The following is a 14,325-nucleotide window of genomic DNA, read 5'->3' as shown; positions in this document are numbered from 1 at the left end:
CGCGTCGCCCCAGGGTGGTGCGGTCGAACGTCTCGCGCATGACGTCGACGGTGAACCGGTCGTCGTCGACGTCGACGACCGTCAGGCACACACCGTCGACGGCGATCGACGCGCCGTGCACGGCGTCGCTGGCCGCGAGTGGGCCACGCAGAGTGAGGCGGGCGTCCTGCTCGTCGCCGTCCAGCGCGACGAGCTCGCCCAATTCCTCCACGATTCCGGTGAACATCGTCCTCATCTCCTCGGGGCCGCGGTGATCCGGACGTCGCCGCCGATCAGCGTGACGTCGGTGATGTCGAGTCGAAGCGCGTCGGCGATGGTCGTCACGCCGGCCTCGCCCAGCGCGGCCGGGCCGGCACCCAGCAGCGCCGGAGCGAGGTAGCCCACCACCCGATCGACCAGCCCGGCGGCCAGGAACGCCCCGGCCAGCCTCGGGCCGCCCTCCAACAGCACGTACCGGCGGCCGCGCTCATGCAGCGCCGTGAGCAGCTTGGTCAAGTCGACTCGACCCTCCGGGCCGGAGCCGACGTCGTCGGCCGTGGCGATCCAGGTGTCGGCGGCGCCGTCGCGCACGCGAGCGGTGCTCGGCGTACGCCCGGTGCTGTCGACGACCACCCGAAGCGGCTGGCGCTGTGCTCCCACGTCTCGTGCGGTGAGCTGGGGATCGTCGGCCAGCACCGTGCCCAGGCCCACGACGACGGTGTCGACCGCGGCGCGCAGCCGGTGTACGTCGGTGCGCGCGTCCGCGCCGGTGATCCAGCGGCTGGTTCCGTCAGCCGCGGCGCTGCGCCCGTCGAGGGTCGCCGCGAACTTCCAGACCACGAACGGACGGCCGAGGCGAAACGGCGTGAGCCAGCGGGCATTCGCCGCGGCCGCCTCGTCCTGGAGGACGCCCACCTCGACGTCGACACCGTGGGCGCGCAACCGGGCGATGCCGCCCGCGGCGACGCTGCTGGGCTCGGGCACCGCCACCACCACGCGGGCGATCCCGGCCTCGATCAACGCGTCGGTGCACGGCCCCGTGCGCCCGGTGTGCGCGCACGGTTCCAGGGTGACCACGGCCGTGCCCCCGCGGGCACGTTCGCCGGCGGCCCGCAGTGCGTGGATCTCGGCATGGGGCCCACCGGGCCGTTCGTGCCAGCCCTCGCCGACGATGTCGCCCGCGGCGTCGAGCACGACGCAGCCGACGTCGGGATTGGGTGGCGTGGTGAGCGCGGCGCGCGTGGACAATTCGACGGCGCGGCGCATCGCCGACAGCTCCGCCGGACCGGCCACCGGATCCTCCTCGCTCGAGGCGAGCTCCGGGGCCGTACGGCACGACGAGACCCGTACGTACGGCCGGGTACCGTGCTGCCCGCAACCTGCGGCGAGCCTGCTGACCCGGCCGCGCGTGCTGCCTCCCATCCGGACTTTCACCGTCGGTCTCGGAATTTCACCGAGTCAACCGAGTGTCGTCGAGACGACGCCCGGGTCGCGGACTGTCACCGCCGGTTCGGATTTTCACCGACCCCGGAGCACGCGTGGTGTCTTCGCTCAGAGTAACCGTTCGCGGCAGGTGATGTGTTCCCGAGCCGTGTGAGGTTGGCGACGCTCAGGACTCGTGCCGCTCCGCCGAAACAGCGTTGCCCGACGTCGCCGCGCGCGGCCACCATGGTCACTCATGACCGCGAAGATGCACGCCGACCAGGCCGACACCGACGTCGCTCTCGTGCGCCGACTGGTGGCCGAGCAGTTCCCCCAGTGGTCGCAGCTGCCGATCCGGGCGGTGGATTCGCACGGCACCGACCACGACATCTACCGACTCGGCGCCGAATTCGCTGTACGCATGCCACGGATGGCCGGTGGCGTCGGCCAGGCGGCGCAGGAGGCCCGCTGGCTGCCGTTCATGGCCCCGCAGCTGCCGCTTGCCGTACCGGTTCAGCGCGCGGCGGGCGCCCCGGACCACGGGTATCCGTTCGCCTGGGCGGTGTACGAGTGGCTTCCCGGCCGGCACGCGCAAGAGGGTCGGCTCGATCTCGACACCGCTGCGGTCGACCTCGCCGCGTTCATCCGCGCTTTGCAGACGATCCCGACCGCTGACGCGCCACCGGTCCGGCCCGAGGGCAGGGGCGGTCTGCTGGCCGTCCACGACGACGCGGTACACCGCGCGGTCACTGAACTCGGCGACCGCGCCGACGCTGCGGCGATCCTGCGTGCTTGGGAGGAGTCTCTGGCCGTCGGGCCGTGGGACGCCTCGCCGGTGTGGATCCACGGGGACCTGCTGCCAGGGAATCTGCTCGAGTTGGACGGGCGGCTGTCGGCGGTCATCGACTTCGCCACGCTCGGGCTCGGTGATCCGGCGACCGACCTGCTGCCGGCATGGAACCTGTTCGACCAGGACAGTAGGCGGCGGTTCCGGACCGAACTGGCCGTCGACGACGCTTCGTGGCTGCGTGGCCGAGGCTGGGCGCTGCTGCAAGCCGTCGTGGCGCTGCCGTACTACTGGGACACCAACCCGGGGATGGTCGGCCAGGCCACCCGCGCGCTGGAGCACGTGCTGGCCGGCTAGGTCAGGCGTGGCGGATGGCCAAGGCGCGCAACTGCTCCACGGCGCCGGCGGCGTCCTCGGCCCCGTACACCGCCGAGCCGGCGACGAACACGTCGGCGCCTGCCTCCGCGCAGCGCTCGATCGTCTCCGTCGAGATCCCGCCGTCGACCTGGACCCAGACGTCCAGGCCGGAGCGCGACACCATCTCGCGCGCCCGGCGGATCTTCGGCAGGCACACGTCCAGGAAGCTCTGCCCGCCGAAGCCGGGTTCGACCGTCATGACCAGCAGCATGTCGATCTCGGGCAGCAGGACTTCGAACGGCTCGACCGGCGTCGCCGGACGCAAGCCGACGCCGGCGCGCGCCCCGAGCCGGCGAAGCTCCCTCGCCAACCGGACCGGCGCCCTGGCCGCCTCGGCATGAAACGTGACGTTGTGAGCACCGGCCTCGGCGTACCCCGGGGCCCAGCGGTCGGGATCCTCGATCATCAGGTGGCAGTCGACGCGGCGGTCGGTCCGCGCCAGGATCGCCTCGACCACGGGTAGGCCGATGGTCAGGTTCGGCACGAAGTGGTTGTCCATGACGTCGACGTGCACCAGGTCGGCGTCGCCGAGCCGCCCGATCTCGGCGTCGAGGTCGGCGAAGTCGGCGGACAGAATGCTCGGCGCGATCTGGATCCCCACGGTTGCTCAGGCTAGCGGGCCGCGGCCCGCCACCACGAGCCGGACCGGGCAACGACACCAGCCAACCCACTCTGGGCAACGACTCTGACAAACAGGGCAACCGCCAGGGCTAGCGACAACGCACCCGTCGAGCATGCCGCTCCGCCAGGATGGCTGACATCAGCCCATGAGGGAGGCGACAATGACGGTTATGGCGGTGATGCCCCGTGAGGCGTACGACTGGACGGTCGACGACCTCGAAGATCTTCCCGACGACGGCTTGCAGTATGAGCTGGTCGACGGGATCTTGCTGGTGAGCCCGGCACCGATCCCGATCCACCAGGCCGTCGTCGGCGAGTTGTTCGTTCTGTTACGGCAGTCGTGCCCGAAACACCTCAAGGTTTTCGTCGCTCCGCTGGACTGGCAACCGGACCGCTTCACGTCGCTGCAGCCCGACGTCCTGGTCGTGGCGCGCGAAGACATCGGGGCGCAGAACATCACCCGCCCGCTGCCTCTGGCCGTCGAGGTGCTCTCCCCCAGCACGCGCCGCAAGGACCGAGTGCTCAAGTTCTCCAAGTACGCCGATTCGGGGGTGCGCTCCTACTGGGTGGTCGATCCGGATGGGCCGTCGCTGATCGCCTACGACCTGGTCGACGGGTCCTACGTCATGACCGGGCGCGCCGACGGAACCGAGTCGATCACGCTCGACAACCCCTTCCCCGTCACGGTGGTACCGGCGGAGCTCGTCGACCTGTGACCCAGCGGGTCCGGGTCGCTCACGGCTGCAGTCGCTGCGCAGACCATGCACCCTCATGGCGTCGGTACCGCAGTCGCCGATGCAGGCGGTTGGTGCGGCCCTGCCAGAACTCGATCTCGTCCGGCTCGAGCAGGTAGCCGTGCCAGCTGTCCGGCCGCGGAATCGCCTCGCCGGTGGCGAGCAGCGCCTCGGCCCGGCGCTGCAGCGCTTCGTCACTGTCCAGCGGCTTGCTCTGGGCCGACGCGGCAGTCGTCGCTTGGGCTTCGATCGGCCGCTCGGCGAACAGGACGTCGGACTCCGCCGCGGGCAGTCTGCGCACCGAGCCGGCGACCCTGACTTGGCGGAGGATCTCGCGCCAGTAGAACACCACGGCGGCATAGGGCCGCGCGGCGAGGTCCGCGCCTTTCGGGCTGGTGGCGTCCGTGGTGAACGTCAGCCCACGTGGCTCGACCGCCTTGATCAGCAACGTCCGCACCGATGGGCGCCCGTCCGCGTCGGCGGTCGCCAGCGCCACCGCTGATGGCTCACGCACACCGTGCTCGACGGCGGCGTCCAACCACGAGCGCAGCGTCTCGACGGGATCGTCGGGCGGGAGGTCGAACTCCGGCAGATCCGGGCCCTCGTCGCCGCTGAGCGTCTGGAGCGTCACGCCGACGCACCGCCGGTACGCCGCAGCAGCGCCAGGTACATGGCATCGGTGCCATGCACGTGCGGCCACAACTGCACATCCGGGCCGTCACCCAGATTCTCGACGCCGGGCAGGTACTCCCGTGCATCGATGCGCTCGACGTCGTCACGTTCGCCGAGCACGTCGTCGACCACCGTGGTGGTCTCGGCCAGATGTGGCGAGCACGTCACGTAGGCCACCACTCCCCCGGGCCGGACCGCGCGAAGCGCTGAGCGCAGCAGCTTCACCTGCAACGTGCGAAGCTCCGCCACGTCCGACGACTCGCGGCGCCACCGTGCCTCAGGACGTCGCCGCAGCGCACCGAGACCGGTACACGGAGCGTCGAGCAGGACTCGGTCGAAGTCGTCAGCCGGCCACGGCGGTTTGGTGGCATCGGCGATGAGCACCTCGTGCTCACCGGGGTCGCCGCGCAGGACCTGCTCCACCAGGCGAGCGCGATGCTCGTGCTTCTCCACCGCCAGGAGCCGAGCGCCACGAGGATTCGCCAAGCCGGCCAGCAGCCCCGCCTTGCCGCCAGGGCCGGCGCACATGTCCAGCCATCGTTCGTCCGGGGGGTCGACGGGCACATTGGCGAGGGCGAGGGTGACCAGTTGACTGCCCTCGTCCTGCACCCCCGCCCGTCCTTCGCGCACCACCGGGATACGGGCCGGGTCGCCGGATTCGAGCACCGCTGCATACGGTGACCACCGAGCCGGCCGTGCACCGGCCGCCACGAGCTCGTCGACCTCGGCTCGACCGGGCCGTACCACCACAGTGACCTCCGCTGGTTCGTTGTCGGCTTCGAGAAAGGCCGCAGTCTCGGCCAGGTCGCCGCCCACAGCGTCGCGGACGGCTCGCACGATCCACCCCGGGTGTGCATGCCGGAAGGCCAGGTGGGCGATCGGGTCGTCGGACGCGGCCGGGGCGAGTTGGTCGGTCCAGGCGTCGAGATCATGCCGGGCGACCTTGCGTAGCACCGCGTTGGCCAGCCGGGCGGCGCCGTCGTTCACCCACGCGCGGACCAGATCGACCGACGTGGACACCGCGGCATGGGCCGGCACGCGCATCTGGAGCAGCTGATGGGTGCCCAGCCGGAGGGCGTCCAGCAGCGGCGGATCGAGCTTGGCCACCGGACGGTCGGCACAGGCGGCCAGGATGGCGTCGTAGGTGCCCAGACCCCGCAGCGCCCCGTAGGCGAGCTCGGTCGCGAGCGCGGCGTCGCGGCCCTTGAGGCGCCGTTCACGCAGCACGAGCGGCAACGTCAGGTTGGCGTAGGCGTCGTCGTCGGCGACGGCCCGCAGGACGTCGAACGCCGCCTGCCGCGCCGGGTCGACGGCGGCGCGGGTACGTGCGGCGCTCACGAGCCCAGCCGCTCCCCCGCGGCGGGCCGCACACCGCGCGCCCAGTCCAGTGCCGGCATCAACCGTTTGCCCTGCGGCTGGACGTCGCCGAGGACGACGGCGTGACTACCCGTGCCCACCCGGGCGCCGGACTTGTCGACGACGATCTCGCCGGCAGCCAGATCGGCTCGCTGCGGATCCAGGACCACAGGACCGAGTTTGAGCCGCTCACCACGGAACGTCGTCCAGGCGCCCGGGGCCGGGGTGCACGCTCGAATGAGCCGGTCGATGTGCAACGCCGGCGAGGTCCAGTCGACCCGGGCGTCGTCGACCTCCACCTTCGGCGCGATCGACACACCGTCGGCCGGCTGCGGCTGCGGACGCGCCGAGCCGTCCTCGATGGCGTCGAGAGTCTTGACCAGCAAGGTGGCGCCCGATTTCGCCAGCCGCGCGAGCAGATCGCCGCTGGTGTCAGTGGGTCCGATCGGCTCGGTGACCGACCCGAACACCGGGCCGGTGTCCAGCCCCTCCTCGATCCGGAACGTGCAGGCACCGGTGATGTCGTCGCCGGCGAGGATCGCCCGCTGTACCGGGGCTGCGCCGCGCCAGGCGGGCAGCAAGGAGAAATGCAGGTTCACCCAGCCGTGCTCGGGCACGTCCAGCAGGTCGGGCGGGATCAGCGCGCCGTAGGCGACGACCGGGGCGCAATCCGGAGCGATCTGTTGCAGTCGGCTGCGGAACTCCTCATCGCGCAGCCGGGCCGGCTTGAGCACCTCGACACCGGCGCGCTCGGCCACCGCCGCCACCGGGCTCGGGGTGAGCTTACGTCCCCGGCCGGCGGGAGCATCAGGCCTGGTCAGTACCGCGACGACCTCGTGATGGGAGGCGAGCAGCGCTTCCAGGGAGGGCACGGCGACTTCAGGCGTGCCCGCGAACAGAACCCGCATTCGACCGACCCTATCGGCTGGGTCGGTCACCGCCTCAATCGCCGAGGTCGACGATGGCGGCCACCGGGCCGCCCCCGTCGGGTCCTTGATGTGCCGCTGACACGGAGACGAAGACCGCGGGGTCGCCGGTGGCCGCGGCGGTCACGCCGCCCACGCATGCCTTGATCTGGCGGTGCCAGTGCACGTCGGAGTCGTCGAGCATCGCGTTGCGCCGTCCCCGCACCATGCCGTCTTGGCTGACCTCGCATTTGAGGAAGACGTTGACCAAGCGCCCGCCGAGGTCGGTGTGGTGGGGCCGGTCGGGCAGGTCGAGCCCGGCGTCGCGGATCGCCGCCCAGATGCCGTCGGTGTCCAGCGCGTCGTTCATGACCGCATGCCCGATGCGGAACCGTCCGCCGATACCGCGGGCGTTGCCGACGACCACCACTTGGGCGCGGTCGAGTTCGACGCCCGACGAGCACGACGCGACGGCCGAGTAGAGCTCACGGTTGCGCAGCACGTCGGCGTCGTCGGGCAGGTCGATCTCCCCGAGCGCCACCGCCACCCCCAGACCGGTCGTACCGTTCGACAGATCCATCGACTCGTGGGTGTGCTCGGTCCACACCGTCTTGCCGCGTGCCTTGGCGTCGCGGATGGTGTGAATGGTCAGCAACGGGGTCTTGGTCTGCACGTAGTGCACGTCAGCCGGGTCGGTGATCCCGGCCCGGCTCATGCCGGTGCGTACCGCGTCGGCGACCTTCTCGATCATGCCGCGGCGCCCGATCTCTTCGGGCAGGATCGTCTCGCTCATCGCGAAGCCGACCGTCAGCCGTGGCTCGTCGCTCGGTTCGACGCGCTCGCCCGCCTCGGTCGCGAAGATCGTCGCGTGCGGGCTCAGCACACCGTCGGTGCCGCCCGACCACACGATCGGGACGTCGCTCACCTCGTGAGCGGTCCGGGTGCCGTTGGCGACCAGCACCTCACGGAAGGCGCGATCGGCGATGATGCGGGTGTAGTCGTTCACGCCGCCGTTGCCCTCGGTCTTGCCGACGATCGCGATGACCCGGTCGGCCTCCACAGCGCCGGCGTCGATCAGCCCGGTGAGTCCCGAAGCGTCGCTGACGTGGCTGATCGCCACCTTGTGGACCGCGATCGGTTCAGGCATGGTCGTCACCTCTCGTCGTCGTGGTCATGTCGCCACGCCCACCCCGACCACCGTCGTGCCGGCGGAGTCGTGGACAGCTTCGCCGATGCGCTCCAGCGAGGTGATGACGCCACGACGGCCACCTTGCTCGACGAATCGGCATACCGCTTCGACCTTCGGGCCCATGCTGCCGGCCTGGAAATGCCCCTCGGCGGCGTAGGCGCGCAGCGTCTCGACGTCCACGCGGCCGATCGGACGGGCCTGCGGGGTTCCGAACCACAAGGCAGCGGCGTCGACGTCGGTCGCGATGACCATGACGTCCACCCCCAGCGTGAGCGCCAGCAGCGCCGCGGTGGCGTCCTTGTCGATCACGGCTTCGACGCCACGCAACGCGCCGTCGGCCGCGCGCGTCACCGGTACACCGCCTCCGCCACTGGCCACCACCACGAACCCGGCCGCCACCAGGGCAGACACGGCCGGAGCATCGAGTACCTCGAGCGGCTGCGGACTGGCCACCACCCGCCGCCAGCCGCGTTCGCCCCGGTCCTGCCAGACCTGCCCGTGCTCGATGAGGACCCGCGCTTCGTCGTAGGGCAGGGAGCGGCCGATGGGCTTGGTGGGGTGCGTCAACGCGGGGTCGTGCGCGTCGACTCTGGTGCGGCTGACGACGGCGGCGACTTTGCGCCTCGAGCCGCGCGCGGCCAGCGCCCGCTCGAGGGCGTTGATGACGATGAACCCGACCGTGCCTTGAGTCTGCGCATCGCACCAGTCCAGCGGCACCGGCGGCACGACGGAGGCGGCGAGCTCATTCTTCACCAGCAAGTTCCCCACCTGAGGGCCGTTGCCGTGGGTGAGGACGATCTCGTAGCCGGCCGCGACCAGATCGGCCACCGGCTCCATGGCCCGGGTCACCGCGGCGATCTGATCGCCGGGTCGAGCCGAGCCGTCGGCCGCCGTCATGGCGTTGCCCCCCAGCGCGATCAGCACTCTCACCTGACGCCGCCCTCCTGCTCGATCAGCAGAGCCTATGGATCGCCCGCCCGCAGCAGCGATGGTGACCTTCGCCCAAACGACGCCTGCTCGGTCGGCGAAACCACACAGTCAGTCCGCCTGGTCCAGCCACGCCCGGACGGCCTCGTCGTGCTCGCCCAACAGGGGCGGCGCTCGATGGGTTCGCGGCTCGGCACCGTCGAAGCGGACCGGGACCCCGGGCAACTGGAAGCTGCCGAGCCGCGGGTGATCGACGTCGACCAGCAAACCCTGCGAGAGGGTCTGCTCCCAGCCGTACACCTCGTCGATCGAACGGACGCGGCCGCTGGCGATCCCGGCCGCGGCGAGTCGGCGCAGCCAGTGCTCGGCTGGGTGGGCCGCGAGGGCGTGGTCGATCTCGGCCACCAGTCGATCGCGGTTGGCGACTCGAGCGGTGTTGGTGGCGTACCTGACGTCGTCGGGGTCGAGCCCCATGATCGGCGCGAAGGCACGCCACTGCTGGTCGGTGCCCACGGCGATCTGGATCGCGCTGTCGCTTGCGTGGAACAGCCCGTACGGTGCGATCGCGGCGTGGTGGTTGCCACTGGCGCCGGGGACCTCCCCGCCCACGGTCCACCGCGTCCCCTGGAAGGCATGCACGCCGACGACGGCGGCCAGCAGGGACGTACGCACCACCGTTCCCCGCCCGGTGAGCCGGCGCTCCAGAAGTGCCGCCTGGACGCCGACCACGCCGTACAGTCCGGCGAGCAGGTCGGCGATGGGCACGCCGAGTTTCGTCGGCGCGCCGGGCTCACCGGTGATGCTCATCAAGCCGGCCTCGCCCTGGGCGATCTGGTCGTAACCGGCGCGGCCGCCTTCGGGACCGTCATGGCCGAACCCGGTGATCGACAGGATCACCAGCCGGGGATTGATCTCGTGCATGCGGTCGACGGAAAACCCCAGCCGGTCGAGCACACCGGTGCGGAAGTTCTCGACCAGCACATCGGCACGCCGGATCAACCGGGTGAGAAACTCCCGGCCCTCGGGTGCCTTCAGGTCGGCGGTCACCGATTCCTTGTTGCGGTTACAGGACATGAAGTAGGTGGACATCCGTTCGTCGTCGGCGCCGACGAACGGCGGGCCCCAGCCGCGGGACTCGTCGCCGTGCCCGGGTGCTTCGACCTTGATGACGCGTGCTCCCAGGTCACCGAGCATCATCGCCGCGTGCGGGCCAGCAAGCGCCCGGGACAGATCGATGACGAGATAGCCGTCCAGCGGCGCGCCGGACGGCGTTCGTTCGCTGTCGTGCACTGGCCCGCACCTCCGTCTCACAGCCAGTCGACGTCCGGAACCCCGCGGCCCTGAGCCAACCGGGGATAACCCGGCCCTCGGTCGAAGAACGGCTCGTCACCGCGCCGGCTCGCCACGTGCGCCCGCAGCGCCGCGCTGGCCGCTTGGTCGATCACCGGGTCATCCGGTGGTCCGGTGGCCACCACGCCGTAGTCGGCTCGCGCGCCCTCGATGGAGACTTTGCCCCAGCGTAGGTCGCGCAGGACGGCGTCGTAGGGGCGCTGCAGCGGGTCGCCCCACCCGCCGCCGCCGGTCGTCCGGATCCGGATCGTCTCGCCGGCCGCGACGGGCTCGGCGTCGGCCAGGGCGTCCACGTGCCGCTCGTTCGGCCCGCCCGGGTCGATGGTCACGCTGAACGGCCGGCCGGCGCGGCCCCCGCGCACACCCCAGCACGACAGAATCGACCGGTCGGCGATGGACATGAAGTGCGCATCGCGCAGCATCCGGATGTGCTTGTGGTAGCCCAGCCCGCCGCGGAACAGTCCCGGCCCGCCGGAGTCGACGGCCAGCCCCAGCCGCTCGACGACGAACGGGAAGCGTGACTCGCTGAACTCCGTCGGCAGGTTCCGGGAGTCCGGCACCACGTGCACGGTGTCCTCACCGTCGGCGTAGTAGCGCCCGCCCGAGCCGCCGCCGAGCACCTCGCGCATCAGGTAGCGCCGCCCGTCAGCGTCGTGACCGTACACGCCGGTGTAGCGGATGGTCTCCTGATCCGCCGGCATCCGTCCGTCCACGGCCTTGGCCAGGGCGCCGGCCAGGACACCGAGCAGGCGCAGGATGACGAAGGTTCGCGCGTTGGTCGGCGCGGGAAACTCCGGAGTCAGCAGCGTGCCCGGTGGCGGGAAGCGCATCTCGATCAGCGGTACGACACCTTCGTTGACGTCGAGCTCGGCCATGCGCTCCGGGGTGTCGGCCAGGTTGCGCAGGATCGGCGCCAGCCACTTCTTCAAGAACGCACCGTCGGCGTGATCGCCGGAGTGGTTGATCGGCCCGCGGGCCTGGGGCGAGGTCCCGGCGAAGTCGATGATCAAATCCGGCGGCGCGGCGTCATCGTCGGTCCTGGTCACGGCGATGCGCTGCGTGTGCAGTCGCGGCGGGTCGACGCCGTCGTGCTCGGCGTAGTCCTCCCAGACGTATCGCCCGGGCGGGATCTTCGCGATCACTTCGCGCCGGAACGTCTGCGTGGTGCGCTCGATGATCGCCTCGAAGCACGCCTCGACCGTTTCTCGGCCGTAGCGGTCGAACAGCTCGGCCATGCGCCGGGCGCCCATCACACAGGCCGCACATTCCGCGTCCAGGTCGGCGGCGAGAGACTCCGGTGTCCGCGAGTTGCGGGTCATGATCGTCAAGGCGGCCTCGTTGGGAACGCCCTGATCCCACAGCTTGATCGGGGGGACCATGAGGCCCTCCTCGAACACGCTCGTCGCCCGTGAGGGCATCGAGCCCGGCACGGATCCGCCGATGTCGTCGTGGTGCCCGAAGGCCTGCACGAAGGCCACGACGCGCGGCGCGGCGCCGTCACGTTCGGTATGGAACACCGGCGCGGTGACGCACAGATCCGGCAGATGCCCGATACCGCCCTCGGAGAGGTAGACGTCGTTGTGGAAGTAGACGTCGCCGGGGCGCATCGTCTCGATCGGGTGATCGCGGACCACGGGGTCCACCAACGCCGAGTACGAGCGCCCGTGAGCTTGCGCAGCCGGCGGTCGTGGATGCCTGCGCGGTAGTCGTGCGCGTCGCGGATCATCGGCGAGCGAGCTGTCCGCCCGATCGCGGTCTCCACCTCCTGCTCGACCGACGCCAGGTAGCCGGCCACGATCTCGACGAGTACGGGCTCCACCGCGGCGCTCATGCCGGCCCCCTGGTGATGATCAGGTTGCCGAATCTGTCGACCACGGCCTGAAATCCCGGATACAGCGGCAGCGTCGACCCGAACTCCTCGATCACGGCGGGCCCGGGCACCACGTCGCCGGCGCCCAACGCGGCGCGGTCGAACACGGCGGTGTCGGTCCAGGCGTCGAAGTAGACCGGCCGGAGGCTGCTCGCTTCGGCGCCGCCGCCGGGCGCGATCTCGGCGATCTCGGGCCGGCGGATCGGCCCGACCCCGGTGACGCGGAGATTCACCCACTCGACCGGCTGGCGCTGGTCGTTACGGAAGTCGTAGCCGTAGAGGGTGCGGTGCTCGTCGTGAAACGCCGCCGCGACCGCGTTCGTGGCCGCCGGGGTGAGCGGCCCGGCCGGCACGTCGACCCGGACTTCGAAGGCCTGGCCGACATAGCGCAGGTCCGCGGTGCGCACGAACCGCTGCTGGGCCGTGTCGAAGCCTTCACGGGCCAGGACCGCGCCCGCCTCGGCCTGCAGATCGTCGAAGATCCGCGCCACCGCGGCGACGTCGAGCGCGTCGTGGCGGGCCACCGCCGTGCGGACGTAATCGTTGCGGACGTCGACGGTGAGCAGCCCGTACGCCGACAGGTTGCCCGGATCACGCGGCACGACGACCGAGGCCAGCCCCAGCACGTCCAGCAACCGGCACGCCGCCAGCGATCCGGAGCCGCCGAAGGTCACCAGGGTGAAATCACGCACGTCCAGCCCGCGCGAGACGGTGATCCGGCGCAGCGCGTTCGCCTGGTTCCACGCCGCGATCTCGATGATGCCGGCTGCGCATCGCTCCAGGTCGAGATCCAGCTCGGCCGCGAGCGCCTGGATGCCACGACGCGCGGCCTCGACGTCGAGCGTGATCGCGCCGCCGAGCAATCCTGGCGGCAGGCGCCCGAGCAGGACGTGCGCGTCGGTGACCGTGGGCTCGCGGCCGCCGGTGCCGTAGCACATCGGCCCGGGGTCGGCACCAGCCGAGCGTGGCCCGACCTTGAGGGTGCGTTCGGGGCTGATCCAGGCGATCGATCCGCCGCCGGAGCCGACCGTGACCACGTCGATCATCGGGATCTTGCTGGGATACGCGCCGACGCTGCCCTCGGTGGTCAGGGCGGGCTTGCCGTCGAGCACGACCGTGACGTCGGTGGAGGTACCGCCGCCGTCGAGCGTGAGCACCCGGTCGAAGCCGGCCGCGTCAGCGATGACCGCCGCACCGAGTGCACCGGCGGCCGGACCGGACAGCACGGTGGATATCGGCTGGTCGACGACCTCGTCAGCCGACAACACGCCACCGTTGGACTTCATGACGTAGAACGCGACGCTCTCCCCCGAGGTCACGCCAGCCAGGCGGTCGCGGATCCCCCGCACGTAGGTGGCGATCGCCGGCTTGACGGCGGCATCGACGAGCGTGGTCACGCTGCGCTCGTACTCCCGGTATTCGCGCAGCACCTGCGACGAGATGGACACGCTCGCCGAGGGGTGCTCACGCGCCAGCACGTCGCGCATGCGCTGCTCGTGCCGCGGGTCTGCGTAGGCATGCAGGAAGCACACGCCGATAGCCGAGATGCCGCGGTCCCGGAAGAACCGGGCCGCCGCCACCGCGTCGTCCTCGTCGAACGGGCGGATCTCGCTGCCGTCGAACGCCAGCCGGCCGCCGACGGTGCGGACCCGGTCGGCCGGCACGATCCGCGGTGGCTTCACCCAGAAGTAGCTGTTGCCGTATCCGTCCGGCACCGATTGCCGGGCGATCTCGAGAATGTGTTCGTAACCCTCGGTGGTGATGAAACCGAGATCGTCGATCTTCCCTTCGAGCAGCCGGTTCGTGGCGACCGTGGTCCCGTGGCTGATCGCTTCGACGTCATCCGCGCCGGCGCCGATACGGTCCAGGATCCGGTGCAGGCCGGTCATGAATCCCTGCGCGGGATCGGCGGGCGTGGACGGCGTCTTGGTGGTCACGAGCCGGCCGGTTCGCTCGTCGACGGCGACCACGTCGGTGAACGTCCCGCCGGTGTCGATGCCGACACGGATCGCAGGCGGCATCGGTGCTCCTCGCGTCGTCGACGGGACCGGTGTCGAGATTCAACCAGGCCGGCCCGGTCCAGCACCAGCATCCGG

11 protein-coding genes, 2 pseudogenes and 1 riboswitch are annotated in these 14,325 nt (G+C 71.0%); of the genes and pseudogenes, 2 read left to right on the top strand and 11 right to left on the bottom strand.

Features of this window, described 5'->3' with window-relative positions; all coding sequences use genetic code 11:
* A pseudogene (locus M6444_RS02560) lies at positions 1-226 on the bottom strand (riboflavin synthase); the annotation flags it as partial.
* A 5-nt stretch (positions 227-231) separates the two neighbouring features.
* On the bottom strand, positions 232-1,272 hold the full coding sequence (gene ribD / locus M6444_RS02555) for a bifunctional diaminohydroxyphosphoribosylaminopyrimidine deaminase/5-amino-6-(5-phosphoribosylamino)uracil reductase RibD (protein ID WP_363326213.1): 1,041 nt from the start codon (positions 1,270-1,272) through the stop codon (positions 232-234).
* A gap of 111 nt (positions 1,273-1,383) precedes the next feature.
* Positions 1,384-1,519, bottom strand: a riboswitch (FMN riboswitch).
* Positions 1,520-1,657: 138 nt separating this feature from the next.
* Here ribD and M6444_RS02550 point away from each other — a divergent pair.
* The gene (locus M6444_RS02550) at positions 1,658-2,545 is read left to right on the top strand and encodes an aminoglycoside phosphotransferase family protein (protein ID WP_298322724.1); all 888 of its coding nucleotides are present in this window, start codon (positions 1,658-1,660) and stop codon (positions 2,543-2,545) included.
* A gap of 1 nt (position 2,546) precedes the next feature.
* On the opposite strand, the gene rpe is transcribed toward M6444_RS02550, so the two are convergent.
* Positions 2,547-3,206 carry a ribulose-phosphate 3-epimerase gene (gene rpe, locus M6444_RS02545; protein WP_298322721.1) on the bottom strand — a complete coding sequence of 220 codons (660 nt, stop codon included), beginning with the start codon at positions 3,204-3,206 and terminating at the stop codon, positions 2,547-2,549.
* Between the two features lie 190 nt (positions 3,207-3,396).
* On the opposite strand from rpe, the gene M6444_RS02540 reads away from it, so the two are divergent.
* Positions 3,397-3,942, top strand: coding sequence for a Uma2 family endonuclease (locus tag M6444_RS02540; protein ID WP_298322718.1), 546 nt, complete (start codon positions 3,397-3,399; stop codon positions 3,940-3,942).
* 19 nt (positions 3,943-3,961) lie between these two features.
* On the opposite strand, the gene phzG is transcribed toward M6444_RS02540, so the two are convergent.
* The 8 genes and pseudogenes from phzG to M6444_RS02500 all read right to left on the bottom strand — a co-directional run bounded on the left by phzG (position 3,962) and on the right by M6444_RS02500 (position 14,250).
* A complete protein-coding gene (phzG, locus tag M6444_RS02535) occupies positions 3,962-4,591 on the bottom strand; it encodes a phenazine biosynthesis FMN-dependent oxidase PhzG (RefSeq protein WP_298322715.1) in 630 nt (209 codons plus the stop codon).
* Complete coding sequence (locus M6444_RS02530; protein ID WP_298322712.1) at positions 4,588-5,970, bottom strand: transcription antitermination factor NusB; 1,383 nt, start codon at positions 5,968-5,970, stop codon at positions 4,588-4,590. Before M6444_RS02530 ends, phzG begins: the two co-directional genes overlap by 4 nt.
* A complete protein-coding gene (gene fmt / locus M6444_RS02525; protein WP_298322709.1) occupies positions 5,967-6,896 on the bottom strand; it encodes a methionyl-tRNA formyltransferase in 930 nt (309 codons plus the stop codon). Before fmt ends, M6444_RS02530 begins: the two co-directional genes overlap by 4 nt.
* A gap of 34 nt (positions 6,897-6,930) precedes the next feature.
* Positions 6,931-8,040, bottom strand: a complete 1,110-nt coding sequence (locus M6444_RS02520; protein ID WP_298322706.1) for a ring-opening amidohydrolase — start codon at positions 8,038-8,040, stop codon at positions 6,931-6,933.
* A gap of 24 nt (positions 8,041-8,064) precedes the next feature.
* A complete protein-coding gene (locus M6444_RS02515) occupies positions 8,065-9,012 on the bottom strand; it encodes a carbamate kinase (protein WP_298322704.1) in 948 nt (315 codons plus the stop codon).
* 108 nt (positions 9,013-9,120) lie between these two features.
* Positions 9,121-10,299 carry a CoA transferase gene (locus M6444_RS02510; protein ID WP_298322699.1) on the bottom strand — a complete coding sequence of 393 codons (1,179 nt, stop codon included), beginning with the start codon at positions 10,297-10,299 and terminating at the stop codon, positions 9,121-9,123.
* Between the two features lie 17 nt (positions 10,300-10,316).
* A pseudogene (locus tag M6444_RS02505) lies at positions 10,317-12,190 on the bottom strand (hydantoinase B/oxoprolinase family protein).
* On the bottom strand, positions 12,187-14,250 hold the full coding sequence (locus M6444_RS02500) for a hydantoinase/oxoprolinase family protein (protein WP_298322695.1): 2,064 nt from the start codon (positions 14,248-14,250) through the stop codon (positions 12,187-12,189). Before M6444_RS02500 ends, M6444_RS02505 begins: the two are co-directional and overlap by 4 nt.
* Positions 14,251-14,325: the final 75 nt, after the last annotated feature.

The organism is Haloactinopolyspora sp. (assembly GCF_027324685.1).
In the GTDB taxonomy this organism is placed as follows: domain Bacteria; phylum Actinomycetota; class Actinomycetes; order Jiangellales; family Jiangellaceae; genus Haloactinopolyspora.
This window is presented reverse-complemented; position numbering and strand designations above follow the sequence as displayed.

What these genes read in the sequence shown, in the direction of transcription:
- M6444_RS02550 (WP_298322724.1), top strand. Translation starts at nt 1,658, where the DNA reads ATGACCGCGAAGATGCACGCCGACCAGGCCGACACCGACGTCGCTCTC.
- M6444_RS02540 (WP_298322718.1), top strand. Translation starts at nt 3,397, where the DNA reads ATGGCGGTGATGCCCCGTGAGGCGTACGACTGGACGGTCGACGACCTC.
- fmt (WP_298322709.1), bottom strand. Translation starts at nt 6,896, where the DNA reads ATGCGGGTTCTGTTCGCGGGCACGCCTGAAGTCGCCGTGCCCTCCCTG.
- M6444_RS02520 (WP_298322706.1), bottom strand. Translation starts at nt 8,040, where the DNA reads ATGCCTGAACCGATCGCGGTCCACAAGGTGGCGATCAGCCACGTCAGC.
- M6444_RS02500 (WP_298322695.1), bottom strand. Translation starts at nt 14,250, where the DNA reads ATGCCGCCTGCGATCCGTGTCGGCATCGACACCGGCGGGACGTTCACC.